The organism is Enterobacter cloacae complex sp. 2024EL-00227, from assembly GCF_043945315.1.
In the GTDB taxonomy this organism is placed as follows: Bacteria; Pseudomonadota; Gammaproteobacteria; order Enterobacterales; family Enterobacteriaceae; genus Enterobacter; species Enterobacter roggenkampii.
Window position 1 is genome coordinate 391239 of record NZ_JBIMQP010000002.1, and the last position, 26494, is coordinate 417732.

Annotated in this window: 26 protein-coding genes and 1 riboswitch; of the genes, 12 read left to right on the forward strand and 14 right to left on the reverse strand. The window is 59.4% G+C overall.

Going from position 1 to position 26494, the window contains the following annotated elements; all coding sequences use genetic code 11:
* The first annotated feature begins 9 nt into the window (after positions 1 to 9).
* Complete coding sequence (locus ACHH0Z_RS04810) at positions 10 to 999, forward strand: fimbrial protein (RefSeq protein ID WP_045336697.1); 990 nt, start codon at positions 10 to 12, stop codon at positions 997 to 999.
* Between the two features lie 5 nt (positions 1000 to 1004).
* Positions 1005 to 1508: a fimbrial protein gene (locus ACHH0Z_RS04815; RefSeq protein WP_008501157.1), complete on the forward strand. Its 504-nt coding sequence runs from the start codon at positions 1005 to 1007 to the stop codon at positions 1506 to 1508.
* Here ACHH0Z_RS04815 and dinG read toward each other — a convergent pair.
* The gene (gene dinG, locus ACHH0Z_RS04820) at positions 1495 to 3672 is read right to left on the reverse strand and encodes an ATP-dependent DNA helicase DinG (protein WP_021240984.1); all 2178 of its coding nucleotides are present in this window, start codon (positions 3670 to 3672) and stop codon (positions 1495 to 1497) included. The genes ACHH0Z_RS04815 and dinG overlap by 14 nt on opposite strands.
* Before the next feature lie 97 nt (positions 3673 to 3769).
* Positions 3770 to 5149, reverse strand: coding sequence for an ATP-dependent RNA helicase RhlE (rhlE, locus tag ACHH0Z_RS04825; protein WP_023292954.1), 1380 nt, complete (start codon positions 5147 to 5149; stop codon positions 3770 to 3772).
* Between the two features lie 205 nt (positions 5150 to 5354).
* On the opposite strand from rhlE, the gene cecR reads away from it, so the two are divergent.
* From cecR to ACHH0Z_RS04850, 5 genes are read left to right on the forward strand one after another with little or no spacing between them, the layout of a single operon-like run.
* Complete coding sequence (cecR, locus tag ACHH0Z_RS04830; protein WP_045405920.1) at positions 5355 to 6032, forward strand: transcriptional regulator CecR; 678 nt, start codon at positions 5355 to 5357, stop codon at positions 6030 to 6032.
* Positions 6029 to 7024 (forward strand): secretion protein HlyD, encoded by a 996-nt coding sequence (gene hlyD / locus ACHH0Z_RS04835; protein WP_045405917.1) that lies wholly within the window; start codon positions 6029 to 6031, stop codon positions 7022 to 7024. The genes cecR and hlyD overlap by 4 nt, the downstream gene beginning before the upstream one ends.
* The gene (locus ACHH0Z_RS04840) at positions 7017 to 8756 is read left to right on the forward strand and encodes an ATP-binding cassette domain-containing protein (protein ID WP_045405914.1); all 1740 of its coding nucleotides are present in this window, start codon (positions 7017 to 7019) and stop codon (positions 8754 to 8756) included. Before hlyD ends, ACHH0Z_RS04840 begins: the two co-directional genes overlap by 8 nt.
* Positions 8746 to 9879: an ABC transporter permease gene (locus tag ACHH0Z_RS04845; RefSeq protein WP_045405912.1), complete on the forward strand. Its 1134-nt coding sequence runs from the start codon at positions 8746 to 8748 to the stop codon at positions 9877 to 9879. Before ACHH0Z_RS04840 ends, ACHH0Z_RS04845 begins: the two co-directional genes overlap by 11 nt.
* 9 nt (positions 9880 to 9888) lie before the next feature.
* Positions 9889 to 10995, forward strand: a complete 1107-nt coding sequence (locus tag ACHH0Z_RS04850) for an ABC transporter permease (RefSeq protein WP_008501150.1) — start codon at positions 9889 to 9891, stop codon at positions 10993 to 10995.
* Here ACHH0Z_RS04850 and ACHH0Z_RS04855 read toward each other — a convergent pair.
* The gene (locus ACHH0Z_RS04855; protein ID WP_008501149.1) at positions 10957 to 11367 is read right to left on the reverse strand and encodes a YbhQ family protein; all 411 of its coding nucleotides are present in this window, start codon (positions 11365 to 11367) and stop codon (positions 10957 to 10959) included. The two genes, ACHH0Z_RS04850 and ACHH0Z_RS04855, sit on opposite strands and share 39 nt — an antisense overlap.
* 133 nt (positions 11368 to 11500) lie before the next feature.
* Between ACHH0Z_RS04855 and ACHH0Z_RS04860 the strand changes: the two genes are divergently transcribed.
* Genes ACHH0Z_RS04860 through ACHH0Z_RS04870 form a run of 3 tightly spaced genes read left to right on the forward strand, consistent with a single transcriptional unit; the run spans position 11501 to position 14459 of the window.
* Positions 11501 to 12262 carry an endonuclease/exonuclease/phosphatase family protein gene (locus ACHH0Z_RS04860; protein ID WP_008501148.1) on the forward strand — a complete coding sequence of 254 codons (762 nt, stop codon included), beginning with the start codon at positions 11501 to 11503 and terminating at the stop codon, positions 12260 to 12262.
* Positions 12259 to 13497 (forward strand): cardiolipin synthase ClsB, encoded by a 1239-nt coding sequence (clsB, locus tag ACHH0Z_RS04865; protein WP_023343620.1) that lies wholly within the window; start codon positions 12259 to 12261, stop codon positions 13495 to 13497. The genes ACHH0Z_RS04860 and clsB overlap by 4 nt, the downstream gene beginning before the upstream one ends.
* Positions 13497 to 14459 carry a YbhN family protein gene (locus ACHH0Z_RS04870; RefSeq protein ID WP_008501146.1) on the forward strand — a complete coding sequence of 321 codons (963 nt, stop codon included), beginning with the start codon at positions 13497 to 13499 and terminating at the stop codon, positions 14457 to 14459. The genes clsB and ACHH0Z_RS04870 overlap by 1 nt, the downstream gene beginning before the upstream one ends.
* 89 nt (positions 14460 to 14548) lie before the next feature.
* Here ACHH0Z_RS04870 and ACHH0Z_RS04875 read toward each other — a convergent pair whose 3' ends face one another.
* The 6 genes from ACHH0Z_RS04875 to moaA form a co-directional block, all read right to left on the reverse strand.
* On the reverse strand, positions 14549 to 15256 hold the full coding sequence (locus ACHH0Z_RS04875) for a Bax inhibitor-1/YccA family protein (RefSeq protein WP_045405910.1): 708 nt from the start codon (positions 15254 to 15256) through the stop codon (positions 14549 to 14551).
* A gap of 64 nt (positions 15257 to 15320) precedes the next feature.
* Complete coding sequence (gene moaE / locus ACHH0Z_RS04880) at positions 15321 to 15773, reverse strand: molybdopterin synthase catalytic subunit MoaE (protein ID WP_021240989.1); 453 nt, start codon at positions 15771 to 15773, stop codon at positions 15321 to 15323.
* A gap of 1 nt (position 15774) precedes the next feature.
* Positions 15775 to 16020 (reverse strand): molybdopterin synthase sulfur carrier subunit, encoded by a 246-nt coding sequence (gene moaD / locus ACHH0Z_RS04885; RefSeq protein WP_045336683.1) that lies wholly within the window; start codon positions 16018 to 16020, stop codon positions 15775 to 15777.
* The gene (moaC, locus tag ACHH0Z_RS04890) at positions 16013 to 16498 is read right to left on the reverse strand and encodes a cyclic pyranopterin monophosphate synthase MoaC (RefSeq protein ID WP_021240990.1); all 486 of its coding nucleotides are present in this window, start codon (positions 16496 to 16498) and stop codon (positions 16013 to 16015) included. The genes moaD and moaC overlap by 8 nt, the downstream gene beginning before the upstream one ends.
* Before the next feature lie 3 nt (positions 16499 to 16501).
* Positions 16502 to 17014 carry a molybdenum cofactor biosynthesis protein B gene (gene moaB, locus ACHH0Z_RS04895; protein WP_023292963.1) on the reverse strand — a complete coding sequence of 171 codons (513 nt, stop codon included), beginning with the start codon at positions 17012 to 17014 and terminating at the stop codon, positions 16502 to 16504.
* Between the two features lie 24 nt (positions 17015 to 17038).
* Positions 17039 to 18028, reverse strand: coding sequence for a GTP 3',8-cyclase MoaA (moaA, locus tag ACHH0Z_RS04900; protein WP_008501140.1), 990 nt, complete (start codon positions 18026 to 18028; stop codon positions 17039 to 17041).
* A riboswitch (molybdenum cofactor riboswitch) is annotated at positions 18016 to 18150 on the reverse strand. (Overlaps the previous gene by 13 nt.)
* A 225-nt stretch (positions 18151 to 18375) precedes the next feature.
* Between moaA and yvcK the strand changes: the two genes are divergently transcribed.
* Positions 18376 to 19284 carry a uridine diphosphate-N-acetylglucosamine-binding protein YvcK gene (gene yvcK, locus ACHH0Z_RS04905; protein ID WP_008501139.1) on the forward strand — a complete coding sequence of 303 codons (909 nt, stop codon included), beginning with the start codon at positions 18376 to 18378 and terminating at the stop codon, positions 19282 to 19284.
* A gap of 89 nt (positions 19285 to 19373) precedes the next feature.
* On the opposite strand, the gene uvrB is transcribed toward yvcK, so the two are convergent.
* Positions 19374 to 21389 carry an excinuclease ABC subunit UvrB gene (gene uvrB / locus ACHH0Z_RS04910; protein ID WP_008501138.1) on the reverse strand — a complete coding sequence of 672 codons (2016 nt, stop codon included), beginning with the start codon at positions 21387 to 21389 and terminating at the stop codon, positions 19374 to 19376.
* Positions 21390 to 22140: 751 nt separating this feature from the next.
* Between uvrB and ACHH0Z_RS04915 the strand changes: the two genes are divergently transcribed.
* Entirely contained in the window at positions 22141 to 22863 is a 723-nt protein-coding gene (locus ACHH0Z_RS04915) for an ABC transporter ATP-binding protein (protein WP_008501137.1), read from the forward strand.
* Here the strand turns inward: ACHH0Z_RS04915 and bioD are convergent.
* Genes bioD through bioB form a run of 4 tightly spaced genes read right to left on the reverse strand, consistent with a single transcriptional unit; the run spans position 22826 to position 26453 of the window.
* Positions 22826 to 23527: a dethiobiotin synthase gene (gene bioD / locus ACHH0Z_RS04920; RefSeq protein ID WP_023343618.1), complete on the reverse strand. Its 702-nt coding sequence runs from the start codon at positions 23525 to 23527 to the stop codon at positions 22826 to 22828. The genes ACHH0Z_RS04915 and bioD overlap by 38 nt on opposite strands.
* Complete coding sequence (gene bioC, locus ACHH0Z_RS04925; protein ID WP_045405907.1) at positions 23520 to 24275, reverse strand: malonyl-ACP O-methyltransferase BioC; 756 nt, start codon at positions 24273 to 24275, stop codon at positions 23520 to 23522. The genes bioD and bioC overlap by 8 nt, the downstream gene beginning before the upstream one ends.
* Positions 24259 to 25416 (reverse strand): 8-amino-7-oxononanoate synthase, encoded by a 1158-nt coding sequence (gene bioF, locus ACHH0Z_RS04930; RefSeq protein ID WP_045405905.1) that lies wholly within the window; start codon positions 25414 to 25416, stop codon positions 24259 to 24261. Before bioF ends, bioC begins: the two co-directional genes overlap by 17 nt.
* Positions 25413 to 26453: a biotin synthase BioB gene (bioB, locus tag ACHH0Z_RS04935; RefSeq protein WP_008501133.1), complete on the reverse strand. Its 1041-nt coding sequence runs from the start codon at positions 26451 to 26453 to the stop codon at positions 25413 to 25415. Before bioB ends, bioF begins: the two co-directional genes overlap by 4 nt.
* Between the last annotated feature and the right edge of the window lie 41 nt (positions 26454 to 26494).

The following is a 26494-nucleotide window of genomic DNA, read 5'->3' on the forward strand; positions in this document are numbered from 1 at the left end:
CTAACGATTATGCAAATGATTAAACAGTGCTTTTTCTTACTGGTTCTGGGAACCGCCGCGTTATTTATGCCGCATGCGAAGGCGACCTGTACTACGCCAGACCTGCCGAAAATGATCAACGTGGCCTCTATCTCCGTTCCCACGACGCTGGCCGTTGGCGAAACGATCCCGGGTACAGAGCAAACCGCCCATATCGCCGGTAATTGTGACAATGCGGAAGATAAGGGGCTGGAAATTGTCTCTTGTTACTACGGCACTGGGGCTGAGATTCCAGGCCTGAAAGGTGTCTACGATTCGGGAGTTCCTGGGATCGGTGTGGCCCTGATGAACGATCAGGGGCAGCGCATCAGCGGAGCCGGAGGCGTTAACTGCATTTCCACAGGAACGCCGTTGGGTTATGTTTCCAGCGATGGCAAACAGACCTTTAATTTCGACGTTACGCTGGAGTTGGTCAAAACCAGCGATACCGTAGCGTCAGGCACGCTGAATCAAAGTCAGACCCGTTTTGGGATCGGGGTTTATCACCACGAAGGGCTGGGCGATCCCAACACCATCTCCTATGCAGGCAACGTTATTCTGAAAGAGGTCACCTGCTCCGTCCTGCCGAAAAACCTGACGGTCAATCTGGGGGATTTCCCGGTCAGCGATTTTATCAGCGTGGGGATGCTCTCTTCCCCGGCACGAAACTTTGACGTCACGGTGAACTGCAACAGCACCGTACAGCCTGAAGTGAAAATTACCAGCTCAAACGGCTATGAAACGGCCTTCGAAGGGGTGCTGAAACTCACGCAGCAGACCGGCGTCGCGACGGGCGTCGGTGTCCGAATGCTGTTCGACGACAATATCGCCACCTTTGATACCTACGTTAACACCCGAAGCGAAGCCATTGCCAACGAAACGCTGACCATACCGTTTGAGGTGCGCTACGAGCAGGTCAGCGACGTGGTCACTCCCGGTCCGGCCAACACGGTTGCCACCATCACGCTTGCTTATAAGTAACTGACATGAAGAAGATAATTGCGTTTCTGGCGCTGGGACTGATCGCCCAGGCACACGCCGAGGATATTCAGATCCAGATGACGGGCAACATTTACGCCAATACCTGCATCATCGACAGCGCCAGCCGGAACCTGACGGTGGATTTAGGTCAGGCGGCATCCGGTGATTTTAAAGACGTGGGCGATACCGGCGAGTGGAAAGACTTTTCCCTGTCAGTATCCCACTGCCCGCCAAGCCTCGCGCTTGCCACCGCCTATTTCTACGGCCAGGCGGACAGCACGCACCCCACTAAATTCGCCAATATCGGCAGCGCAAAGGGGCTGGCGCTGGAGCTGGCAGACCGGCAGGACAATATTCTCATCGCTCCGCAGGCGAGCTTTAACGCGGTGATTAATCAAAACGATCACACGGCCACCTTCCCACTCGCCGCACGCTACTACGCCACCTCCATGCCGGTGAGCGCGGGGACGTTCAGCAGCGTGGTGCAGGTGACCTTCACTTACCAGTAGGACCGCGCCCCTTAGCACGGATGCTTTTCCTGCGCCCGGCGGTCAGTGTTGCCGGGCGTTTTTTTACCTCGGGGACCTCTGGCTGTTCAATCGGAAAGATCGGCAGCGCGTTTAACAACCGTTGGCCGTAATTTTTAGTGAGCAGACGCTTGTCATAAATCACCACCTCCCCCCAGCAGCCGTGGCTACGGATCAGACGCCCGACCTGCTGAATAAGATTAAACGACGCCGCAGGTAAACTCTGCACCTCAAACGGATAACGGTTGAGGCTCTTCAGCCACTCGCCCTCGGTGATAACGACCGGGCTGTCGATGGGCGGGAAAGCAATTTTATGAATATGCACCTGCGTCAGGTAATCGCCCTTCAAATCCAGACCTTCCGCGAAGGACTGCAATCCTACCAGCACGCTGCGCTCGCCGTTATCGATGCGCTTGCGATGGGTTTCCACCAGCCGGTAACGGGGCTGGTCGCCCTGGACCAGCAGAAGCAGGCGCAGGTCGGTCACATGTTCCAGAAAACGCTGCATCGCCCGTCCGCTGGCAAATAGCACCAGCATGCCGGGGTACTTTCTGCTCTCAACCTGTTCGCGGAAGTAGGCCGCCATCTCCGCAATGTGCTGCTCTTCGTTGTCGATAAGCGGCTCATACTTCATGCGCGGGATCACCAGCTTCCCCTGCTCGCAGTGGTTAAACGGCGAATCCAGCGCGACAAAACGATCGCCCGCTTTCTCTTTCAGGCCGCTCATCTCCTGCAGCCGCGAGAAGCTGTTCAGGGAGCGCAGCGTGGCGGAGGTCACGACCACGTGCGGCACGCTGCGCCAGATGAGCTTTTCCAGCTGATCGGCCACGCGGATGCCCACGCAGTGGAAAAACAGGTGGACCTGGCCGTCGCGCACTTCACGGGTGGCCCATTTGGTGACCGGCGCGCCCGACGCCTGTGCCATCGAGGCCAGCCGCCAGAGCTTGCTCTGGGCTTCGAACATGCCGAGCGCACGGTTCATTTGCAGCAGAATGCGGTGCAGGCGAACAACGTCATGGGTGCCGGTTTTCTCGCTGAGATCGTTTAAGAACATCTCCGCCAGCCCGCGCAGCTTTTCCAGATGCTTCGCCAGCTGCTGGCAAATCTCCATCACCTCCTCCGGCAGTTCGCCCATCGCAAAGCGGTGTTCCGCCTCCTGGGCTGCGGGAAGATAAAGATTCAGGATGTTGTTCAGAGACGAGATAAGGCTGTAAACCTCTTCGCAGTGGTCGCTCAGACGCTCCGGCACCGCCAGCGGCGGCGTGGTTTTCGGGCGAAACTGCTCCATGCAGGTGGCGACAAGCTTGCAGAAGAGATCCAGCTGCAGGCGGAACCAGGGCGCGGTAATTTCTGCGCTCATCTCCAGCGCGTCGCGCGCCACGTCGGGCAGATGGTGGCCTTCGTCGAGCACCAGCAGCAGGTTTTTCGGCTCCGGCAGCACCGCTTCGCTCTCCAGCGCCGCCATCACCAGCGCGTGGTTAGCCACCACCACTTCGGCTTCCTGAATTTCGCGCCGCGCGACGAAGAACGGGCATTCGCGGTAGTAGTGACAGTTGCGGTTCAGACAGCTGGCCTTGTCGGTGCTGAGCCTGCGCCACAGATCGTCGCTGATGGCTTTATCGGTGTGATCGCGCAGGCCGTCCCATTTATAGCCATCAAGATCGCCTTTCAGCGTTGCGCAGAGCTCCTGCTCGGCTTTGTTGTTGGGCGTGAGATCGTCGTCGAGGAACGCCAGCAGATCCTGTTGCGACGCCTCGCTGCTGGCAAGCCCTGCCAGGTTACGCGGGCAGACGTAGCGCCCGCGGCCAAAGGCGGCCGTAAACCGCAGGTCGGGGATGATTTTGCGCAGCAGGGGCAAATCTTTGCTGAAGATCTGGTCCTGCAAGGCCACGTTGGCGGTGCTGACCACCAGCGTTTTGTCCTCCTCCCGCGCGATGGCGATGCCGGGAATGAGATACGACAGGGTTTTCCCGACGCCGGTCGGGGCTTCAATCGCCAGATGTCGCCCGTCGTCCCCGGCGAGCGTTTTTGCCACGTCGGCAATCATCTGCCGCTGCGGCGCTCGGGGGATAAAATCGGGGATCTGCTGCTGTAGCGCCTTATACCAGGCGCCTATTTGCGCTTTCAGCGCCGCGGTTAAAGCCATTGGAAAACCTGAAACACTGTATAAACAGCCACTATTGTGGCACTTTCTCTTCGCTGCCGCAAAAAGAAAAGCCCGGCTTTACGACCGGGCTTCCAGATTACTGCGGGTTAGCAGGCTTGCGCGGGCGGCGTCGGCGCTGCCCTTCCCCTGCCGGCTTGCCTTCGCCGCTGCGCCACGGATTGTCACCGGCCGGTTTGCTGTCGTTGCTACGACGCGGCGGTTTGCCCGCTGTCTTCGGCGCGCCACCTTCAGCACGGCGCGGCTGCTGGCCGCGACCACCGCCGCCCTGACCGCGACCGCCCTGACGACCGTTCTGAATCGGCTCGGCTTTGATCGACGGATCCACTTCATAGCCCGGGGTTTCGATGCGCGGGATCTCTTTCTTCAGCAGGCGTTCGATGTCGCGCAGCAGCTTGTGCTCGTCCACGCACACCAGAGAGAGCGCTTCACCGGTGGCCGCCGCACGACCGGTACGGCCGATACGGTGCACGTAGTCTTCCGGCACGTTTGGCAGCTCGTAGTTCACCACGTGCGGCAGCTCTTCAATGTCGAGGCCACGGGCGGCGATGTCGGTCGCCACCAGCACGCGGATGTCGCCAGACTTGAAGTCCGCCAGCGCACGGGTACGCGCCCCCTGGCTCTTGTTGCCGTGGATCGCCGCACTGCGGATGCCGTCTTTGTTCAGCTGTTCCGCCAGGTGGTTCGCGCCGTGCTTGGTGCGGGTAAAGACCAGCACCTGCTGCCAGTTACCCTGACCGATCATCTGGGAGAGCAGTTCCCGCTTGCGCTTTTTATCCACAAAGTGAACGTGCTGCGTCACCTGCTCAGAGGCGGTGTTGCGGCGCGCCACTTCCACTTCCAGCGGGTTATGCAGCAGCTTTTCCGCCAGCGCCTTGATCTCGTCGGAGAAGGTCGCGGAGAAGAGCAGGTTCTGACGACGCGGCGGCAGCTTGGCCAGCACGCGGCGAATATCGTGAATAAAGCCCATATCGAGCATGCGGTCGGCTTCGTCCAGCACCAGAATTTCGATGTTATCCAGCTTCACCGCGTTCTGGTGTTCCAGATCCAGCAGACGGCCCGGCGTTGCCACCAGCACGTCCACGCCGCCGCGCAGCTTCATCATCTGCGGGTTGATGCTGACCCCGCCGAACACCACCAGCGAGCGAATGTTGAGATAGCGGCTGTAGTCACGCACGTTCTCGCCAATCTGCGCGGCCAGCTCGCGGGTTGGGGTGAGGATCAGGGCACGAACCGGACGACGGCCTTTGGCGTGCGGCTGGTTTTTTACCAGCAGCTCTAACAGCGGCAGCGTAAAGCCTGCGGTTTTACCGGTGCCGGTCTGGGCGCTGGCCATCAGGTCACGGCCCTGAAGAACGGCAGGAATAGCCTGCTGCTGGATTGGGGTTGGCTCAACGTAGCCCTGCTCTGCGATCGCGCGCAGAATTTCCGGGTTCAGGCCAAGGGAATCAAAAGACATAAAAACTCCGAACCGCCCCGACCATCACAGGTGTAGTTTTCAGGGAGATATAACAATTGAGAGGACAAAAACCACAATGTCGCGAAGGGGCGGAGTGTAGCAGCTTTTGTGACGTGGCGCATAAAATATCCCTCCGCGTTCCCTCGACGGGGATGCGAATCAGGCATAATCTTAATCAATCGATTGATTAATTTTTAATGCCGCCATGAATACAACACCCACAACAACCAAAGGTGAACAGGCCAAAAACCAGCTTATTGCCGCCGCGCTGGCGCAGTTTGGTGAGTACGGGCTGCACGCGACCACGCGCGATATCGCCGCGCTGGCCGGGCAAAACATTGCGGCGATTACCTACTATTTTGGCTCAAAAGAGGATTTATATCTCGCCTGCGCCGAGTGGATCGCCGATTTTATCGGCACGCAGTTTCACCCGCACGTTGAGGAGGCCACCGCGCTGCTCGGCCAGCCGTCGCCCGATCGCGAGGCCATCCGCCAGCTGATCCTCAATGCCTGCCACAACATGATCCGCGTGCTGACGCACGACGATACGCTCAACCTGAGCAAGTTTATCTCCCGCGAGCAGCTCTCCCCCACTGCCGCCTACCAGCGGGTACACGATCGGGTCATTGCCCCGATGCATACCCACCTGACCCGGCTGATCGCCGCCTATACCGGGCGGGATGCCGGCGATACCGCGACAATTTTGCATACCCACGCCCTGCTGGGTGAAATCCTTGCCTTCCGTCTGGGCCGGGAAACCATCCTGTTACGCACCGGCTGGACACAATTTGATGAGGATAAAGCCGCGCAGATCGGTGAGGTGATCGCCTGTCATCTCGATCTGATCCTGCAAGGCTTAACGCAAAGGAGCCTGAAGTCATGAAAAAACCTGTCGCCATCATTCTGGTGGTTGTTGTTTTGCTTGCCGCGGGCGTCGGTGGATGGCTGTGGTACCAGAGCCATCAGGATAAAGGCCTGACGCTGTACGGTAACGTGGATATTCGCACGGTGAACATGAGCTTCCGCGTCGGCGGACGTCTCGCCTCACTGAGCGTTGACGAAGGCGATGCCATTAAAAGCGGGCAGACGCTGGGGATGCTGGACAAAGCGCCCTATGAAAACGCGCTGCTGCAGGCCAAAGCGGGCGTCTCCGTTGCGCAGGCGCAGTATGACCTGATGCTGGCCGGCTATCGCGACGAAGAGATCGCCCAGGCCGCTGCCGCCGTCAAACAGGCACAGGCGGCCTATGACTACGCGCAGAACTTCTATGCCCGCCAGCAGGGGCTTTGGAAAAGCCGCACCATTTCCGCGAATGACCTGGAAAATGCGCGCTCCTCCCGCGACCAGGCGCAGGCAACCCTGAAGTCCGCGCAGGATAAATTAAGCCAGTACCACACCGGTAACCGCCCGCAGGATATCGCCCAGGCGAAAGCCAGCCTTGAACAGGCGCAGGCCCAGCTGTCGCAGGCAGAGCTGGATCTGCACGACACCACGCTGGTGGCACCGTCAGACGGCACGCTGATGACCCGCGCCGTCGAGCCGGGCAGCATGCTCAGCGCGGGCAGCACCGTGTTAACCCTCTCCCTGACCCGCCCGGTCTGGGTACGTGCCTACATTGATGAGCCCAATCTCGGCCAGATGCAGCCGGGCCGCGAGCTGCTGCTTTATACCGACGGTCGCCCGGACAAGCCGTATCACGGCAAGGTGGGCTTTGTCTCCCCTACCGCCGAATTCACGCCGAAAACGGTAGAAACGCCGGACCTGCGTACCGACCTGGTGTATCGCCTGCGCATCATCGTGACCGATGCGGACGACGCCCTGCGCCAGGGCATGCCCGTCACCGTAAAAGTGAACAGCGGGGAACGACATGAATGACGCGGTTATTCAGCTCAACAGTCTGGTTAAACGCTTTAAGGGGATGGATAAGCCTGCGGTCGCGCCGCTGAACTGCACCATCCGGAAAGGCTATGTGACCGGCCTGGTCGGCCCGGACGGCGCGGGAAAGACCACGCTGATGCGGATGCTGGCGGGGTTGCTGAAGCCGGATGAAGGCTCGGCCCGCGTGCTGGGCCTGGATCCGATAAAAGACGACGGCCCGCTCCACGCCATGCTCGGCTATATGCCGCAGAAGTTTGGCCTGTATGAAGACCTGACGGTGATGGAAAACCTGAACCTGTACGCCGACCTGCGCAGCGTCACCGGCGAAACCCGGGAGAAAACCTTCGCCCGCCTGCTGGAATTTACCTCGCTCGGCCCGTTCACCGACCGGCTGGCGGGCAAGCTCTCCGGCGGGATGAAGCAGAAGCTGGGGCTGGCCTGCACGCTGGTGGGCGAGCCGAAGGTGCTGCTGCTGGACGAGCCCGGCGTCGGCGTAGACCCGATTTCCCGCCGCGAGCTGTGGCAGATGGTGCACGAGCTGGCGGGCGACGGGATGCTAATCCTCTGGAGCACCTCCTACCTCGACGAAGCGGAGCAGTGCCGGGACGTGCTGCTGATGAACGAAGGCGAACTGCTCTATCAGGGCGAGCCGACGACGCTGACGCAGAGCATGGCCGGGCGCAGCTTCCTGCTGCACAGCCCGCAGGCGTCCAACCGCTCGCTGCTGCAGCGGGTGCTCAGGCTGCCGCAGGTCAGCGACGGGATGATTCAGGGCCGCTCGGTGCGGGTCATCCTCAAAAAAGAGGCCACCGTCGACGATATTCGCCGGGCGCCTGGGATGCCGACGATTGAGATAGAAGAGACGGCGCCGCGTTTTGAAGATGCGTTCATCGACCTGCTGGGCGGCGCGGGGACCTCCGAGTCGCCGCTTGGGGCGATCCTGCACACGGTGGAAGGTACGCCGGGCGAAACGGTGATCGAAGCCAAATCTCTCACCAAAAAATTCGGGGATTTCGCCGCCACCGACAACGTCAATTTTGCGGTGAAGCGCGGCGAGATTTTTGGCCTGCTCGGACCGAACGGCGCGGGAAAATCGACCACCTTTAAGATGATGTGCGGCCTGCTGGTGCCGACGTCCGGCAAAGCGCTGGTGCTGGATATGGATCTCAAAGTCAGCTCCGGCAAGGCGCGCCAGCACCTGGGCTATATGGCGCAGAAATTCTCCCTGTATGGCAACCTGACGGTCGAGCAGAATCTGCGCTTTTTCTCCGGCGTGTACGGCCTGCGCGGACGGGCGCAGAACGAGAAAATCCGCCGCATGAGCGACGCCTTCGGGTTAACGACGATTGCTTCCCACGCCACCGACGAACTGCCGCTCGGCTTTAAGCAGCGGCTGGCGCTGGCCTGCTCGCTGATGCACGAACCCGATATTCTTTTCCTGGATGAGCCGACCTCCGGCGTTGACCCCCTCACCCGCCGCGAGTTCTGGCTGCATATCAACAGCATGGTGGAAAAAGGGGTGACCGTGATGGTGACCACCCACTTCATGGACGAGGCGGAGTACTGCGACCGCATCGGGCTGGTGTATCGCGGCAAGCTGATTGCCCACGGCACGCCGGACGACCTGAAAAACCAGGCCGCCGACGATGAGGTCCCGGACCCGACCATGGAGCAGGCGTTTATCACCCTCATCCACGACTGGGATAAGGAGAATGCCCATGCGCAGTAACGCCCTTTCCTGGCGCCGGGTGCGCGCCCTGTGCATTAAAGAGACGCGGCAGATCGTGCGCGATCCCAGCAGCTGGCTGATTGCGGTGGTGATCCCCCTGCTGCTGCTGTTTATCTTTGGCTACGGCATTAACCTGGACTCCAGCAAGCTGCGGGTCGGGATTTTACTCGAACAGCAGAGCGAAGAGGCGCTGGACTTTACCCACGCCATGACCGGTTCGCCCTACATTGATGCCACCATCAGCGACAACCGCCAGGAGCTGATCCAGAAGATGCAGGCCGGGAAGATTCGCGGTCTTATCGTCATTCCGGTGGATTTTGCCGCCAATATGGCGCGGGCAAATACCGATGCGCCGATCCAGGTCATCACCGACGGCAGCGAGCCAAACACCGCGAACTTCGTGCAGGGCTACGCGGAGGGGATCTGGCAGCTCTGGCAGATGCAGCGCGCCGAAGACCGGGGTGAAGAATTTAAGCCGCTTATCGACGTGCAGACGCGCTACTGGTTTAACCCCGCCGCCATCAGCCAGCACTTTATTATTCCGGGCGCGGTGACGATTATTATGACGGTCATTGGCGCGATTCTGACCTCGCTGGTCATCGCCCGCGAGTGGGAGCGCGGCACCATGGAGGCGCTGCTTTCCACCGAGGTGACGCGCGTCGAGCTGCTGCTGTGCAAGCTTATTCCCTACTACTTCCTCGGCATGCTGGCGATGCTGCTCTGCATGCTGGTGTCCGTCTTTATCCTCGGCGTGCCGTATCGCGGCTCGCTGGTGGTGCTGTTCTTTATCACCAGCCTGTTTTTACTCAGCACGCTGGGGATGGGGCTGCTCATCTCCACCATCACCCGCAACCAGTTTAACGCCGCGCAGGTGGCGCTGAACGCCGCTTTCCTGCCGTCAATAATGCTCTCAGGGTTTATCTTCCAGATAGACAGCATGCCTGCCGTCATCCGCGCCGTGACCTACATTATCCCGGCGCGCTACTTCGTGAGCACGCTGCAAAGCCTGTTCCTGGCGGGGAATATTCCGGTAGTGCTGATTATCAACACGCTGTTTTTAATGGCGTCGGCGGTGATGTTTATCGGGTTGACGTGGATGAAAACCAAACGGCGGTTAGATTAAGGAGCGCGCATGTTTCACCGTTTATGGACGTTAATACGCAAAGAGCTGCAATCCCTGCTGCGCGAGCCGCAAACCCGCGCCATTCTGGTGTTGCCGGTGCTGATCCAGGTTTTACTGTTCCCGTTTGCCGCCACCCTTGAGGTGACCAACGCCACCATTGCCATTTACAACGAAGACAACGGCAAACATTCCGTGGAGCTAACGCAGCGCTTTGCGCGTGCGAAGGCCTTTACCCACATCCTGCTGCTGAAAAGCCCGCAGGACATTCAGCCCACCATCGACACGCAAAAAGCGCTGCTGCTGGTGCGGTTCCCGGCGGATTTCTCCCGCAATCTGGATACCTTCCAGACCGCGCCGATGCAGCTGATCCTCGACGGGCGCAACTCCAACAGCGCCCAGATTGCGGCCAACTACCTCCAGCAGGTGGTGAAGGATTACCAGCAGGAGCTGATGGACGGCAAACCGAAGCCCAACAACAGCGAACTGGTGGTGCGCAACTGGTATAACCCAAATCTGGACTACAAGTGGTTTGTGGTGCCGTCGCTGATCGCCATGATCACCACCATCGGGGTGATGATTGTGACCTCTCTCTCCGTCGCCCGCGAGCGCGAACAGGGCACGCTGGATCAGCTGCTGGTCTCCCCGCTCGCCACCTGGCAAATTTTCGTCGGCAAAGCGGTGCCGGCGCTGATTGTCGCGACCTTCCAGGCCACCATCGTGCTGGGCGTGGGAATATGGGCCTACCAGATCCCGTTCGCCGGATCGCTGGCGCTGTTTTACTTCACGATGGTGATTTACGGGCTGTCGCTGGTGGGGTTTGGGCTGCTGATTTCCGCACTCTGCTCGACGCAGCAGCAGGCGTTTATCGGGGTATTCGTCTTTATGATGCCCGCGATCCTGCTCTCCGGGTACGTCTCGCCGGTTGAGAATATGCCGGTGTGGCTCCAGGATCTGACGTGGATAAACCCGATACGCCACTTTACGGATATCACCAAGCAGATCTATCTGAAGGATGCGAGTCTGGATATTGTCTGGGGAAGTTTGTGGCCGCTACTGGTCATCGCGGCCACGACAGGCTCAGTGGCCTATGCGATGTTTAGACGCAACATCGCGTAGCTTTTTCTCTTTGGTCAGCAACGAGACCACCGCAGGCCCTGCGAGGATGGCCAGACCCGCCAGGGCCAGCAGCAGGTTGTTTTGCAGCACGCGTGACAGCAGCCACAGAACAATCATCGCCGCACCAAAGTACCAGGTGGTGGTGAGCTCTTCGAGCACGTCACCCACCTCGCGCCAGCGCGCGTCATGGTGGCGCTGTAAAAACAACATCGACAGCACGGTGACGCCGTAAAGGACGCATAGCCCCAGGCCAACACGTACCAGCGTGCCGCTCATCCAGCCCATCACCAGTACGGCCACGACCAGTAAATGCAACATTATCTGCCAGCAACTCAGGCCAGTTGCGACACGAACACGTTGTTGCCACTTCATGGCTTCTCTCCTGAAGGATTTTTCTCTGCTTAATCAGACTACCGCACTTTACGGAAAATTCCGTAACGCCGCATCTTTTTGTGACGACGACTACACTTTATTTTCATCGGGATAGTCACTCAGGAAGGAGCTTATGACGAAAAAAATGCAGCATTTCTCGCTTAAAGTGCTGACGATAAACATTCATAAGGGCTTCACAGCATTTAACCGCCGCTTCATTTTACCGGAGCTGCGCGACGCGGTGCGCACCGTCAGCGCGGATATTGTCTGCCTGCAGGAGGTGATGGGTGCGCACGAAGTACATCCGCTTCACTTTGAGAACTGGCCCGACACGCCGCACTATGAATTTCTGGCCGATACCATGTGGAGCGATTACGCCTACGGCCGCAACGCGGTCTATCCTGAAGGTCATCACGGCAACGCGGTGCTGTCGCGTTATCCCATTGAACATTATGAAAACCGCGACGTTTCCGTCGGGGAGAGCGAAAAACGCGGCCTGCTCTACTGCCGCATTACCCCGCCCGACCTTGAGCTGCCCATCCACGTCGGCTGCGTTCATCTGGGCCTGCGCGAAGCCCATCGTCAGGCGCAGCTGAAAATGCTGGCCGAATGGGCCAACGCGCTGCCTGACGGTGAACCTGTTGTCGTGGCAGGCGATTTCAACGACTGGCGCCAGCGGGCAAACCATCCGTTGAAGGTGGATGCCGGGCTGGAGGAGATCTTCACCCGGGCGAACGGCAGGCCTGCGCGCACGTTCCCGGTCCGTTTCCCGCTGCTGCGGCTTGACCGCATCTACGTTAAAAATGCCCACGCCAGCAGCCCGACCGCCCTGGCGCTTCTCAACTGGCGGCATCTTTCCGACCATGCCCCGCTCAGCGCGGAGATCCACTTATGAAATGTTCCTGGCAGGAAGGCAACCGGATCACGCTGCTGGTCAACGGGGACGAGTATTACCCGGCCGTGTTTAAGGCAATTGATAACGCCCAGCAGAAAGTGATCCTCGAAACCTTTATCTGGTTCGAAGACAACGTCGGCAAGCAGCTGCACAGCGTGCTCCTGCGCGCCGCACAGCGCGGCGTCAAAATTGAAGTACTGCTGGATGGCTACGGCTCGCCGGACCTCAGCGATGCGTTCGTCAATGAACTGACCGCCGCAGGCGTGGTATTCCGCTACTACGATCCCGGCCCTCGCCTGTTCGGCATGCGGACCAACCTTTTCCGCCGAATGCACCGCAAAATTGTGGTGGTGGATGAGACGGTAGCGTTTGTCGGCGGCATTAACTACTCGGCGGAACATATGTCCGACTACGGCCCGGAAGCGAAGCAGGATTACGCCATTCGCATTGAAGGCCCGGTGGTGCAGGATATCTTGCTGTTTGAGCTGGAGAACCTGCCGGGGAAAGAGGCCGTACGCCGCTGGTGGCGACGCCGCCATCGCCCGGAAGAGAACCGGAAGCCCGGCGAAGCGCAGGCGCTTTTCGTCTGGCGCGACAACGGCGAGCACCGGGACGACATTGAACGCCACTATCTTAAAATGCTGGCCAACGCCAAGCGCGAAGTGATCATCGCCAACGCCTACTTTTTCCCGGGCTATCGCCTGCTGCATGCCATGCGAAATGCTGCAAGACGCGGCGTGCGCGTGAAGCTGATTGTCCAGGGCGAGCCGGATATGCCGATCGTCAAAGTCGGGGCGCGGCTGCTGTATAACTATCTGGTGAAGGGCGGCGTACAGATCTACGAATACCGCCGCCGACCGCTGCACGGCAAAGTCGCGCTGATGGACGATCACTGGGCCACCGTGGGCTCCAGTAACCTCGATCCGCTGAGCCTGTCGCTGAATCTTGAAGCCAACCTGATCATACACGACCGCCAGTTTAACCAGACCCTGCGGGATAACCTGCAGGCGTTGATCGTTAACGACTGCGTGCGCGTGGATGAGTCTATGGTTCCCAAACGCACCTGGTGGAACCTGGGCATCAGCGTGGTGGTGTTCCACTTCCTGCGGCATTTCCCGGCGATGGTCGGCTGGCTGCCGGCGCATACGCCGAAGCTGGCGCAGGTGGACCCGCCGGTACAACCCGAAATGGAAACCCAGGACCGCATTGAAGCGGAAGACGGAGGCAAACCCTGATGTCAAAATCGCATCCACGCTGGCGACTGGCAAAAAAGATCCTCACCTGGGTGTTTTTTATTGCCGTCGCGGTGCTGCTGGTGGTCTACGCGCAGAAAGTGGACTGGGAAGAGGTGTGGAAGGTCATCCGCAACTATAACCGGATGGTGCTGCTGGGCGCGACGGGGCTGGTTATCGTGAGCTACCTGATGTACGGCTGCTATGACCTTCTGGGTCGGGCCTACTGCGGCCACAAGCTGGCCAAACGTCAGGTGATGCTGGTGTCGTTTATCTGCTACGCCTTTAACCTGACGCTGAGCACCTGGGTCGGGGGCATTGGCATGCGCTATCGCCTCTACTCGCGGCTCGGCCTGCCGGGCGGGACCATCACGCGCATTTTTTCCCTGAGCATTACCACCAACTGGCTGGGCTATATTCTGCTCGGCGGGGTGATCTTCACCATCGGCGTGGTGCAGCTGCCCGCGCACTGGTATATCGACGAGGCCACGCTGCGCATTCTGGGCATCGTGCTGCTGCTGATTATCGCCGTTTATCTCTGGGCCTGCGCGTTTGCAAAGCGCCGCCATATGACCATCAAAGGGCAAAAGCTGGTCCTGCCCTCGTGGAAGTTTGCGGTGCTGCAGATGGCGGTCTCCAGCGCCAACTGGATGGCCATGGGGGCCATCATCTGGCTGCTGATTGGCGAGGACGTCAATTACTTCTTCGTGCTGGGCGTGCTGCTGGTGAGCAGCATTGCCGGGGTGATTGTGCACATTCCGGCGGGGATCGGCGTGCTCGAGGCGGTCTTTATTGCGTTGCTTGCGGGGGAGCATGTCTCTCAGGGAACGATTATCGCCGCCCTGCTGGCGTACAGGATGCTGTATTACTTCCTGCCGCTGGCGCTGGCGACGGTCTGTTATCTGGTGCTGGAGAGCCGGGCGAAGAAGCTGCGGGCGAAGAATGAGAGGATGCTAGCGAAGTGAATAAGTCGGGTGGCGGCTTCGCCTTACCCGACCTACGGTTCGCGATTCGCAGGACGGGTAAGGCGAAGCCGCCACCCGGCAAAGCAACCTTAGCGACGGTTGCCTAAAATCCGCAGCAGCATCAGGAACAGGTTGATAAAGTCCAGATAGAGCGTCAGCGCGCCCAGGATCGCGTATTTGCGCAGGTTTGAACCGTCGCGCACGTCAATCTGCTCGCCGATATTTTTCAGCTTCTGGGTGTCATAGGCCGTCAACCCGACGAAGAGCACCACCCCGATATAGGTCACGGCCCACATCAGCGCGTCGCTCTTCAGCCACAGATTCACCAGTGACGCCAGCACAATCCCGATCAGCCCCATAAACAGCATGCTGCCGAAACCGCTCAGATCGCGCTTCGTGGTGTAGCCGTACAGGCTCATCGCACCAAACATCCCGCCGGTGACCACGAAGGTGCTGGCGATGGATGAGTAGGTGTAAACGATAAAGATGCTGGAAAGCGTCAGCCCCGTTAGCGCCGAATAGAGCATAAACAGGGTCGTTGCCATGCCGGCACTCAGCTTGTGCACCAGACCCGAAAGCACAAACACCAGCGCCAGCTGCGCGATAATCAGCCCAAAGAAGGTGATCTTGCTGGAGAAGATAAACATCATCAGCTCCGGCGTATTCGCCGCATACCACGCGATAAACGCGGTAAGCAGCAGGCCAACCGTCATCCAGCCGTACACCTGAGCCATATACGTCTGCAGGCCGCTACGGGTCTGCTGCACTATTGAATCGGAACGCGGAAATCGGTCCATGATTCACTCCTGATTAAGATTAAGTAGACACACTCGTTAAGAGTAACACATCCACGTAAACCGACTACCAACGGCTGGCGGCCTGTTTATCGCTGTCGCGAGATTCTACCCAGCGATCGCCTTCCGGCGTGGCTTCGCGCTTCCAGAAAGGCGCTTTGGTTTTGAGGTAATCCATAATGAACTCCCCTGCCGCAAACGCGCTGCCGCGGTGCGCGCTGGTCACCCCGACAAAGACAATCTCCTCGCCGGGCCACATCTCGCCGATGCGGTGAATCACCGTGACGCGTCCGAGCGGCCAGCGGCCTCGCGCCTCGTCCACTATCTCCGCCAGCGATTTCTCCGTCATGCCGGGATAGTGCTCCAGCGTCAGCGCCTTCACGCTGTCACCGAGGTTGTGATTGCGCACTTTGCCGGTAAAGGTCACGACCGCACCGTCTTCGTCGCGTTCCGCCAGCCAGCTGTATTCTGTCCCTACGTTAAAGCGCTCAGGGCCAACCAGAATGCGGGTTTCACTCATATTAGCCTCCTGTGACCGGCGGGAAGAAGGCCACTTCATCCCCGGCCTTCAGCGGATGGGTAAGCTCCACCAGCGTCTGGTTAACGGCGGCCAGCAGCTTGCTTTCGTCGAGCGCCAGCGCCCAGCGCTCGCTCTGTGCCGCCAGATGCGCACGCAGAGCCGCAACGTTTTCAAAAGACGCATCCAGCGTCAGGCTGTCGGTATTCACCAGCTCGCGCACCTGCGCAAAAAAGAGCACCTTAATCATGGCTGTCCACCTTAAAATCTCCGGATTTGCCGCCGCTTTTTGCCAGCAGGCGAACCGGGCCAATCACCATGTCTTTCTGCACCGCCTTGCACATGTCGTAGATGGTCAGCGCGGCCACGGACGCTGCCGTCAGCGCCTCCATCTCCACGCCGGTTTTGCCGGTTAAGCGGCACAGCGATTCAATGCGCACGCGATTGTGCTCCGGCTGCGCCTGCAGGTTTACCTCCACCTTGCTCAGCATCAGCGGATGGCACAGCGGAATTAAGTCCCAGGTGCGCTTGGCGGCCTGAATACCGGCGATGCGCGCGGTGGCAAAGACGTCTCCCTTATGGTGGCTGCCGTCGATGATCATCGCCAGCGTTTCCGGCAGCATGGTGACGTACGCTTCGGCGCGCGCTTCGCGCACCGTTTCCGCTTTGGCGGAGACGTCCACCATATGCGCTTCGCCAGCGGCGTTAATGTGGGTCAGTTGTGACATAGCTTATTTCTTTAAATGGGGATGGAAATTACACGGACGGGTACGGGCATCCAGCTGCGGGGCGATGATGTTTTCCCACGCGGTACGGCAGGCTTTGGTCGAGCCCGGCATGGCGAAAATCAGGGTGTTGTTCGCCACCCCGGCAACGGCGCGCGACTGCAGCGTGGAGGTGCCAATCTCTTCAAAGGAGAGCATGCGGAACACCTCGCCGAAGCCTTCCACCTCGCGGTCGAACAGCGGGATCAGCGCTTCAGGCGCCTGATCGCCTGCGGTAAAGCCGGTGCCGCCGGTGATCAGCACCACCTGCACCTCATCGCTGGCGATCCACTGAGAGACCTGCGCGCGAATGGCGTAGCGGTTCTCCTTCACGATCGCTTTATCGACGATGTGATGCCCCGCGTCATGGGCCGCCTCGCGCAGCCAGTGGCCGGAGGTATCATCCTCTTCGCCACGGCGGTCGGAAACGGTAAGGATAGCAATGCGTGTCGGGATAAATTCTGCGCTTACCTGACTCATCTTCTGATTCCTTCTTAAGCCTGATTACCCGCCGATGTAAGACAGGTTCTGAGTAATGCCGGTATTGCCCTGATGCAGGAAGTGGGTCTGTTTTTTATGCGTCAGCGCTTCAGAAATGCGCGCTTCAAGCGCCTCCTGCTGGGCATCGTCTGCCAGCAGATCGCGCAGGTCTACGCCGCCGTCCCCGAACAGGCACAGGTGCAGCTTGCCGACGGAAGAGACGCGCAGGCGGTTGCAGCTGGCGCAGAAGTCTTTCTCGTAAGGCATGATAAGCCCAATTTCGCCTTCGTAATCAGGATGGCAGAAGACCTGCGCCGGGCCGTCGCTGCGCTGGCGGATCTGGTGGATCCAGCCGCGTTTCAGCAGCGCGTCGCGCAGCACCATGCCGGAGATGTGATGACGGCGGAACAGCTCGCTGCCCTCGCCGGTTTCCATCAGCTCAATAAAGCGCAGCTGAATGGGGCGGGATTTGATCCAGGCGAGGAAGGTGTCCAGCTGGTGGTGGTTGACGTCGCGCATCAGCACCGTATTGACTTTGACCTTCTCGAACCCGGCGCTGAACGCCGCGTCGATGCCGTCCATCACCTGGCGGAATTTATCCTGGCCGGTAATGGCGTGAAACTGGCGGGCGTCGAGACTGTCCACGCTGACGTTAATGGCGGTTAAGCCCGCATCGCGCCAGGTGGCCACGTCGCGCGCCATGCGGTAACCGTTGGTGGTCACGGCAATCTGGCGAATGCGGTCGTTTTCACGCACGGCAGCAATGATGTCCGGGAAATCACGGCGCAGAGAGGGTTCACCGCCGGTCAGACGCACTTTTTCGGTGCCGAGCTCAGAGAAGGCGCGCGTGACGCGGCGCACTTCATCCACGGAGAGAAAGCCGTTATTGGTGACGCTGCCCGGTTTGTAGCCGTCGGGCAGGCAGTAGGTGCAACGGAAGTTACACACATCGGTAATCGACAGACGTAAGTAATAAAACTTACGCGCGAAAGCATCAGTAAGTTGTGAAGCCATGTACACCTTTCCAGATACGGGAGGCACAGTCATTTCTTTCTGTACCCTGGTGGCAAATTCGCCACGGCCAGAGCGCCATATCTTCCGACACAGGCACAAGGGCTAGAGTGTATGTTTTCAGTGTTGAAAACGTGGTTAAGGCGATAGTAGCGCGGAAAGTCTGACAGCGCCATTATCGCTTTTCGCTATATAATTGTGTATATAGCGAATCAATCCTGCATTTTCGCTACAGAATACCTAAAAACTGCACTTTCACATTGATATACGTCATTTTGCTTCGGGTGAGGCATCGTCTTTTAGGGGTAGTTAGGTTACTGTTACGCGATCGAACGTGATAAGGAATATGTATGCGCAATCGCACTTTTGCGGATCTTGACCGAGTGGTCGCTCTTGGCGGAGGCCACGGCCTGGGCCGCGTTATGTCCTCTTTGTCGTCACTCGGCTCAAGGCTGACAGGGATAGTGACCACCACCGATAACGGCGGCTCAACCGGGCGGATCAGACGTGCCGAAGGCGGTATTGCCTGGGGCGATATGCGCAACTGCCTAAACCAGTTAATTACCGAGCCGAGCGTCGCGTCGGCGATGTTTGAGTACCGTTTTGGCGGCAATGGCGAACTTTCCGGACATAACCTCGGAAATCTGATGTTAAAGGCGCTGGATCACCTGAGCGTAAGGCCTCTCGAAGCCATCAATCTGATCCGTAACCTGCTCAAAGTGGACGCATTCCTGATCCCCATGTCTGAACAACCGGTCGATTTGATGGCCATCGACGCCGAAGGGCATGAAGTGTACGGCGAGGTGAACATTGACCAGCTTCTGCTGCCGCCCAAAGAGCTGATGACTTACCCGAGCGTGCCGGCGACGCGTGAAGCCGTAGAAGCAATTGGCGATGCGGATTTAATTCTGATCGGCCCGGGCAGCTTTTACACCAGCCTGATGCCGATCCTGCTGGTGAAAGAGCTGGCGCAGGCGCTGCGCCGCACCCCGGCGCCGATGGTCTATATCGGTAACCTGGGCCGTGAGCTGAGCCCGGCAGCGGCGAGCCTGTCGCTGGCGGACAAGCTGGACCTGATGGAGCAGTACGTCGGTAAGAAAATTATCGACGGTGTCGTGGTTGGGCCAAAAGTGGATGTGACAGGGATTGGCGATCGCGTGGTGGTGCAGGAGCCGCTGGAAGCCAGCGATATTAAATATCGTCACGACCGCCACCTGCTGCGCGAGGCGCTGGAGAAAGCGATTCAGGCGTTGGGTTAACAAAAACCCCGGTGGCGCTGCGCTTACCGGGGCGACAAAAGACGCTAAACCTGTAGGCCCGGTAAGCGCAGCGCCACCGGGCAAAAAACTCACGATGCCGCGATAAACAGATCCCGCAGCTGATGAAGCTGGTCGCGGATCTGCGCCGCCTCTTCGAACTCCAGGTTCTGCGCGTGCTGCATCATCTGCCCTTCCAGCTCGTGGATCTTCTGCTGCAGCGCCTTCGGCGTCAGCACGACGGTATCTTCTTCCACCACTGAACGCGCCTTGCCGCGGCCTTTCGCTTTGGTTTTGGCAATGTTCTGGCCCAGCGCCAGAATATCCACCACCTTCTTGTTCAGCCCCTGCGGGGTAATGCCGTGCTCTTCGTTGTAGCGCTGCTGCTTCTCGCGGCGGCGCTCCGTCTCACCGATCGCTTTCGCCATCGACGGGGTAATTTTGTCACCGTACAGAATCGCTTTACCGTTGACGTTACGCGCGGCGCGGCCGATGGTCTGAATCAGCGAACGCTCGGAACGCAGGAAGCCCTCTTTATCCGCATCCAGAATCGCCACCAGCGAAACCTCCGGCATATCCAGACCTTCCCGAAGCAGGTTAATCCCCACCAGCACGTCAAACTCGCCCAGGCGCAGGTCGCGGATAATCTCCATGCGCTCCACGGTATCGATATCCGAGTGCAGATAACGCACCTTCTCGCCGTGCTCTTCGAGATACTCGGTCAGGTCTTCCGCCATACGCTTGGTGAGCGTGGTCACCAGCACGCGCTCGTTAATGGCGGAACGGGCGCGGATCTCAGAGAGCAGGTCGTCTACCTGCGTCGCCACCGGACGCACCTCGATAATCGGGTCCAGCAGCCCGGTCGGACGCACTACCTGGTCAACCACCTCATCGCCCGATTTTTCCAGCTCGTAGTTGCCCGGCGTGGCCGAGACGTAGATGGTTTGCGGCGCCAGCGCCTCAAACTCTTCGAACTTCATCGGGCGGTTATCCAGCGCTGACGGCAGGCGGAATCCGTACTCCACCAGCGTCTCTTTACGCGCTCGGTCGCCGCGGTACATCCCGCCGATCTGCGGGATCGTGACGTGGGATTCGTCGATCACCAGCAAACCGTCGGCCGGAAGGTAATCAAACAGCGTCGGCGGCGGCTCGCCCGGCCCGCGCCCGGAGAGGAAGCGGGAGTAGTTTTCGATGCCGGAGCAGTAGCCCAGCTCGTTCATCATCTCCAGGTCGAACTGGGTACGCTGGCTGAGGCGCTGCTCTTCCAGCAGCTTATTGTTCGCCAGCAGCACTTTGCGGCGCTCGGCCAGCTCCACTTTGATCTCTTCCATCGCCTGCACGATACGCTCGCGCGGCGTCACGTAGTGCGTTTTCGGGTAGATGGTGAAGCGCTGGATCACCGACTCAACGTGTCCTGTCAGCGGGTCGAAGAGCGACAGGCGTTCGACCTCCTCGTCAAACAGCTCAACGCGCAGCGCCATATCGTCCGATTCCGCCGGGAAGATGTCGATCACTTCGCCGCGCACGCGGAACGTACCACGCTGGAAGGCCTGGTCGTTGCGGGTATACTGCAGCTCCGCCAGACGACGCAAAATCGCGCGCTGGTCGATGATCATCCCCTGCGTCAGGTGCAGCATCATCTTGAGATAGAGATCCGGATCGCCCAGGCCGTAAATCGCCGAAACAGAGGCCACCACAACCACATCGCGACGCTCCAGCAGCGCCTTAGTGGCCGACAGTCGCATCTGCTCAATGTGTTCGTTCACCGACGCATCTTTCTCGATGAAGGTATCAGAGCTCGGCACATAGGCTTCAGGCTGGTAGTAATCGTAGTAGGAGACGAAATACTCAACGGCGTTTTCCGGGAAGAACTCTTTCATCTCGCCGTAAAGCTGCGCCGCCAGGGTTTTGTTGGGCGCCAGCACCATCGTAGGGCGCTGGAGATCCGCAATCACGTTGGCAATGGTAAAGGTTTTACCCGAGCCGGTAACCCCGAGCAGCGTCTGGTGCGCCAGCCCATCCTCCAGCCCCTCTTCCAGACGACGGATCGCTTCAGGCTGATCGCCAGACGGACGGAAAGCAGAATTCAATTTGAACGGTTTACTCATGGGCGACAACCTGATGACGTTATAAGCGGCAGGTGAATAATTTTACTCCTTGTTGCCAGGAATGCCAGTAAAAAACACTGGATGAAAAACCAGTAGCATGTCAGGATATTTAGCATAGCGCCTGAATGATTAGCGCGATAGCGGCCAAAATTTGGACAGTGGCAACATAAAACACCAGTCAGGTCAGGTTATCCCCAGAACTTTTTCTTTTTTAACATTTGTCAAGCCAGGTAATGATAGTTTTATGGCAACGGGTGACACTTTCATGACGGGAATTGATTTTATCTAACCAATTAAAAAATAAACGATATTTTCTAAAGCCGCGTTTCGCGTCAATTTGGGCGTAAGCCGCGTCTTCTCTCGCTTATCGCGTGTTTTCTAACTCTAATACACATGGTTATCCACAGGAATAGTGGATAACTGCTTCCAGCCCATACAGACTGGCGCTCTGCAAATTCCCGGATTTTCCCACGAGGCGGCAGCAAAAAATTTTTATAGCTCTTTTTTGCTGATTAACAGTCGCGTCATTCATAACCAACTGACGAGATCTTGCTCACATTTCCATCATTTCTGGCTCTGCACCACAACTCACCACCGTCGGCACCGTCGATGTGCAATCCCCCTTTTTATCCCCCGCGCTTCTGTGACTTATTCCTAAAAAAGACGCTTTTTTAATCACTTTCCGCTTTATGGCAGGGGTTTTGCAGTTTAACAACGAGCCACACCTACACACATTTTTAAGGAGAGAAAGATGTTGAGCCTGCGTGCAGTGAATCAGTTTTACGGAAGTCAACATACGCTATGGAATGTGGATTTAGATTTTCCGCAAGGGATGTGTACAGGCGTCGTTGGCCTGCCGGGGATGGGAAAAACCACCCTCATGAATTGCATCGCCGGGAAAGTGCCCGTCGAAAGCGGCAGCATCATCTGGTATGAGGCGGGCGCGCCGCCGCGCGATTTGCTCAACCCGCCGCCAGAACAGCGTTCCGGGCCGGGGATAGGCTATGTCTCGCAGGACAGGCGGATCTTCTCCCAGCTCACGATTGAGGAGAACCTGCATATCGCCATGCGGGCGACGGGGAAACCGAACCCGGAGGCGAAAAATGACGTTTACGACCTGTTCCCGGCGCTCTATGCCTTGCGACGAACCCGCGCCAACACGCTCTCTCCGGACGACCAGTATCAGCTGGCGCTGGCTAATGCGCTGGTGAACCGCCCTCACCTGCTGATCCTGGATGAACCGCTGCACGGCGCGGGGCACAGCGTTGCCCAGAAGCTGGTGCAGCTGCTGGGGCGCTTAAACCGGGAGTTAGGGATGACGGTGCTGTTAGCGGAGCAGCAGCTGTCGTTTATCCGCCGGGTGGCGGACCGTTTCTGTCTGCTCTATCGCGGGCGTAACGTGGCGCAGGGCCACGTTAACGAACTGGATGACGAGCTTATCGCTCACTGGATGTCGCGGGAAGCAAAACGCTGAGATCGAGATAACGTCCGGTTTCGGCATTTTCCGCGCCGTCAGCCAGCCAGGGGATCTCCCCGAGGCACGGCGCGGGAAGGACGCGCCTGAGCGTCGCCAGATACGCCTGATGGCGTTTACCCGGCGCAACCACGTCGTTGGCTATCCAGCCCGCAAGACGCAGCCCGGCCTGCTGTACGGCCTGTGCGGTCAACATGGCGTGATTGATGCAGCCCAGCTTGACGCCGACGACAAGAATGACCGGAAGCTGCTCGGCCTGCACCCAGTCAGCAAACGTCTGCGTGTCTGAAAGCGGCGTAAACCAGCCGCCGGCCCCTTCCACCAGCACCCAGTCGGCCTGATTTTCCAGCGTCCGCAGTCCGGCAGACAGCACGGCGAAATCAATCGGACGGCCTTCATCAGCGCTGACAATGTGCGGCGAGGTCGGTTCGGCAAAGGTGTACGGATTCACTGCAGAATAGGCGAGTTCACGCGTGCTGTTACGCTGGAGCGCCAGCGCGTCGGTGTTGCGTAACCCTTCCGCCGTCATCTCGCTGCCGGACGCCACGGGCTTATACCCGGCGGTGTTTTTCCCGAGCAGCCGTGCCGCCTGCAGCAATGCCGTGCTGGCAACCGTTTTGCCCACTTCTGTGTCCGTGCCGGTGACAAAATAACGTTCAGTCACGTTCGATAACCCCATGAAAAAGTTGATAGGAGAGCGGGAAATGCCCCCGCTGCTGCGGCCAGGCCAGCTCAAGGCGCTGCAGCTGCCCCCGGGTAAGCGGTTTTTTCTCGCGTCCGGTATGCAGGTGCGTGGCGCCGATGCCCTTCAGCGAACGCATGGCGCTGAACGCATCGCTAAAATTGAGCGTGATGGTCTGCACCGTGCTGCGATAGCGCCAGCCTGCCAGCGCCTGCGTCACCTGCTCATGCGATAAAAACCGGTTAGCGTGCGGCTGTTCATCGACTGCCCGCCAGGCCTGATTCAGCTCCAGCAGCGAACTTTCCAGCAGGGTGGTAAAGGCCACCTTCCCGCCCGGCCGCGCCACGCGATAAAGCTCGCGCAGGGCCTGCGGCAGGCTGCTGCACCACTGAACCGCCAGATGGCTCCAGACCAGATCGAACTGCGCGTCCGCCAGCGGGATCGCCTCGATATCGGCCAGCAGATAACGATCTGCCGCCTGCCGCTGGCGTGCCTCTTCCAGCATCCGGGCTGAGAGATCGATAGCCGTCACCTGGCTTCCCGCCCCGCGCCAGTAGCGGCTGTTGCTGCCGGGACCACAGCCGGCGTCCAGCACCTGTGGAAAACCGTTCTCGCCAAGGGCGGCCAGAAGCCCCTGCGCGCTCAAACGCTGCAGCTCATCATGCTGCGAATAGCTCTGCGCGGCGCGGCCAAATGCGGCCGCGATGGCCTGCTTATTCACCGGCATCATGGAGCGCCTCCAGCAACGTCTCAATATCCTGTGCTTCATGCGCCGCCGTCAGGGTTAAGCGCAGCCGCGCCGTGCCCGGTGGGACGGTGGGCGGGCGGATGGCCGTGACCCACATGCCCCGCTGGCGCAGCGCCTGTGCCAGTGCCAGCGCGCGGCCGTTTTCACCGACAATCACCGGCTGGATAGCGCTCTGCGAGTCGGGACTGTGGAAAGGCAGCGCCGCGAGTCCCTGACGGAAGCGCGCAATATGCTCTGCCAGCCGCTGGCGACGCTCCTCCCCTTCTGCGCTGCGTATCACCGCCAGCGACGCCGACAGCGCTACGGCCTGCGCCGGGGGCATGCTGGTGCTGTAAATCAGGTGTCGGGCAAACTGCAGCAGATAGTCGGCGACGGATTCGCTGCACAGCACGGCGGCGCCGCTGACGCCAAAGCCTTTGCCGAAGGTGACAATCAACAGCTCCGGCTTCACGTTTTGCTGGTATGCGCTCCCGCGCCCTTCGTCGCCCATCACGCCAGTGCCGTGGGCATCGTCCACCAGCAGCCAGGCGTTCTGCCGCTTTGCGGCCTCGTGCAGCGCGGCAAGCGGCGCGCTGTCGCCGTCCATGCTGAACACCCCTTCCGTGACCGCCAGCTGTTGTCCGTCGCAGGGTTTATCCAGCAGCGCAGCAAGCTGCCCCGCATCGTTATGGGCAAAACGCCGCAGCTGCGCCGGGCTTAAATTTGCCGCCTCCAGCAGGGAGGCGTGGCTTAAGCGATCGGCGACAATGCGATCGTCCTTGCCCATCAGGGCCGTGATGACCGCCTGGTTGGCGGCAAAGCCGGAGATAAACAGCAGCGCGCGCGGGTAGCCCAGCCAGTCGGCAAGCGCCTCTTCCAGCGCCTGATGCGCCGTGGTGTATCCGCTGACGTGTCCCGATCCGCCGCTGCCCACGCCAAACCGCTCCGCGCCCTGCTGCCAGGCGCGGATAATGGCCGGATGCTGGCTCAGCCCGAGATAGTCGTTGCTGGAGAAATTGCAGAACTGCTGGCCTTCACCGGTAAGAAAACGGCCCGCGCCGTTTTCCACCACCCTGCGAACGCGAAATGCCTCTGCCGCCCGACGGTCGTCGAGCGCAGAGTTGATACGTGCCTGCCAGGTCATACGGCTGCCGCGTTGTAGAACTGGTCGGTGTCGGCGTTAAAAATCTGCTGCTCCAGCTGCTGCTGTTGCTCGTTATCGCCCGTCAGCACCTCGGTCTGGTGCGGGTTCAGCCCCAGCTTGCGGAACAGCTGAACGTCTTTGTCCTCTTCCGGGTTCGGCGTGGTCAGCAGCTTGCAGCCGTAGAAGATGGAGTTGGCCCCGGCCATAAAGCACATCGCCTGAGTCTGCTCGTTCATCTGCTCGCGGCCCGCAGAGAGGCGAACGTAAGACGTTGGCATCATGATGCGCGCCACCGCGATGGTGCGGATAAAATCAAACGCATCCACGTCCTCGTTATCCGCCAGCGGCGTGCCCTTGACCTTCACCAGCATGTTGATCGGCACGCTTTCCGGCGGGGTCGGCAGGTTCGCCAGCTGCAGCAGCAGGCCCGCGCGGTCTTTCACCGTCTCGCCTAAGCCCACGATGCCGCCGGAGCAGACCTTGATCCCCGCGTCACGCACTTTATCCAGCGTATCCAGACGCTCCTGGTAGGTACGGGTGGTGATGATATTGCCGTAAAATTCCGGCGAGGTATCGAGGTTGTGGTTGTAGTAATCCAGCCCCGCGGCCGAGAGGCGCTGCGCCTGCTCCTCGTTGAGCGTGCCGAGGGTCATGCAGGCTTCGAGGCCCATCTCCTTCACGCCCTTCACCATCTGCTCCAGATACGGCATGTCGCGATCGTGCGGGTTCTTCCACGCCGCGCCCATGCAGAAGCGGGTTGAACCGGCGTTTTTCGCCTTGCGCGCGGAGTCGAGGACCTGCTCGACCTCCATCAGGCGCTCTGACTCCAGGCCGGTTTTGTAGCGCGCGCTCTGCGGGCAGTATTTGCAGTCTTCGGGGCAGGCGCCGGTCTTGATCGACAGCAGCGTGCTGACCTGAACATGGCGGGGATCGAAGTGCTGGCGATGCACCTGTTGGGCTTCGAACATCAGCTCAAGGAAAGGTTTGTTGAATAATTCAGTAACTTGCGACATCGTCCAGCGTGCGTGGTGAGCCATCGGGCTTCTCCAAAGGGTTTTGTTAATTTTCGGTTCGGTTT

Coding starts and splice junctions, on each gene's coding strand:
- ACHH0Z_RS04810 (WP_045336697.1), top strand. CDS start 10: ATGCAAATGATTAAACAGTGCTTTTTCTTACTGGTTCTGGGAACCGCC.
- ACHH0Z_RS04815 (WP_008501157.1), top strand. CDS start 1,005: ATGAAGAAGATAATTGCGTTTCTGGCGCTGGGACTGATCGCCCAGGCA.
- dinG (WP_021240984.1), bottom strand. CDS start 3,672: ATGGCTTTAACCGCGGCGCTGAAAGCGCAAATAGGCGCCTGGTATAAG.
- rhlE (WP_023292954.1), bottom strand. CDS start 5,149: ATGTCTTTTGATTCCCTTGGCCTGAACCCGGAAATTCTGCGCGCGATC.
- cecR (WP_045405920.1), top strand. CDS start 5,355: ATGAATACAACACCCACAACAACCAAAGGTGAACAGGCCAAAAACCAG.
- hlyD (WP_045405917.1), top strand. CDS start 6,029: ATGAAAAAACCTGTCGCCATCATTCTGGTGGTTGTTGTTTTGCTTGCC.
- ACHH0Z_RS04840 (WP_045405914.1), top strand. CDS start 7,017: ATGAATGACGCGGTTATTCAGCTCAACAGTCTGGTTAAACGCTTTAAG.
- ACHH0Z_RS04845 (WP_045405912.1), top strand. CDS start 8,746: ATGCGCAGTAACGCCCTTTCCTGGCGCCGGGTGCGCGCCCTGTGCATT.
- ACHH0Z_RS04850 (WP_008501150.1), top strand. CDS start 9,889: ATGTTTCACCGTTTATGGACGTTAATACGCAAAGAGCTGCAATCCCTG.
- ACHH0Z_RS04855 (WP_008501149.1), bottom strand. CDS start 11,367: ATGAAGTGGCAACAACGTGTTCGTGTCGCAACTGGCCTGAGTTGCTGG.
- ACHH0Z_RS04860 (WP_008501148.1), top strand. CDS start 11,501: ATGACGAAAAAAATGCAGCATTTCTCGCTTAAAGTGCTGACGATAAAC.
- clsB (WP_023343620.1), top strand. CDS start 12,259: ATGAAATGTTCCTGGCAGGAAGGCAACCGGATCACGCTGCTGGTCAAC.
- ACHH0Z_RS04870 (WP_008501146.1), top strand. CDS start 13,497: ATGTCAAAATCGCATCCACGCTGGCGACTGGCAAAAAAGATCCTCACC.
- ACHH0Z_RS04875 (WP_045405910.1), bottom strand. CDS start 15,256: ATGGACCGATTTCCGCGTTCCGATTCAATAGTGCAGCAGACCCGTAGC.
- moaE (WP_021240989.1), bottom strand. CDS start 15,773: ATGAGTGAAACCCGCATTCTGGTTGGCCCTGAGCGCTTTAACGTAGGG.
- moaD (WP_045336683.1), bottom strand. CDS start 16,020: ATGATTAAGGTGCTCTTTTTTGCGCAGGTGCGCGAGCTGGTGAATACC.
- moaC (WP_021240990.1), bottom strand. CDS start 16,498: ATGTCACAACTGACCCACATTAACGCCGCTGGCGAAGCGCATATGGTG.
- moaB (WP_023292963.1), bottom strand. CDS start 17,014: ATGAGTCAGGTAAGCGCAGAATTTATCCCGACACGCATTGCTATCCTT.
- moaA (WP_008501140.1), bottom strand. CDS start 18,028: ATGGCTTCACAACTTACTGATGCTTTCGCGCGTAAGTTTTATTACTTA.
- yvcK (WP_008501139.1), top strand. CDS start 18,376: ATGCGCAATCGCACTTTTGCGGATCTTGACCGAGTGGTCGCTCTTGGC.
- uvrB (WP_008501138.1), bottom strand. CDS start 21,389: ATGAGTAAACCGTTCAAATTGAATTCTGCTTTCCGTCCGTCTGGCGAT.
- ACHH0Z_RS04915 (WP_008501137.1), top strand. CDS start 22,141: ATGTTGAGCCTGCGTGCAGTGAATCAGTTTTACGGAAGTCAACATACG.
- bioC (WP_045405907.1), bottom strand. CDS start 24,275: ATGATGCCGGTGAATAAGCAGGCCATCGCGGCCGCATTTGGCCGCGCC.
- bioF (WP_045405905.1), bottom strand. CDS start 25,416: ATGACCTGGCAGGCACGTATCAACTCTGCGCTCGACGACCGTCGGGCG.
- bioB (WP_008501133.1), bottom strand. CDS start 26,453: ATGGCTCACCACGCACGCTGGACGATGTCGCAAGTTACTGAATTATTC.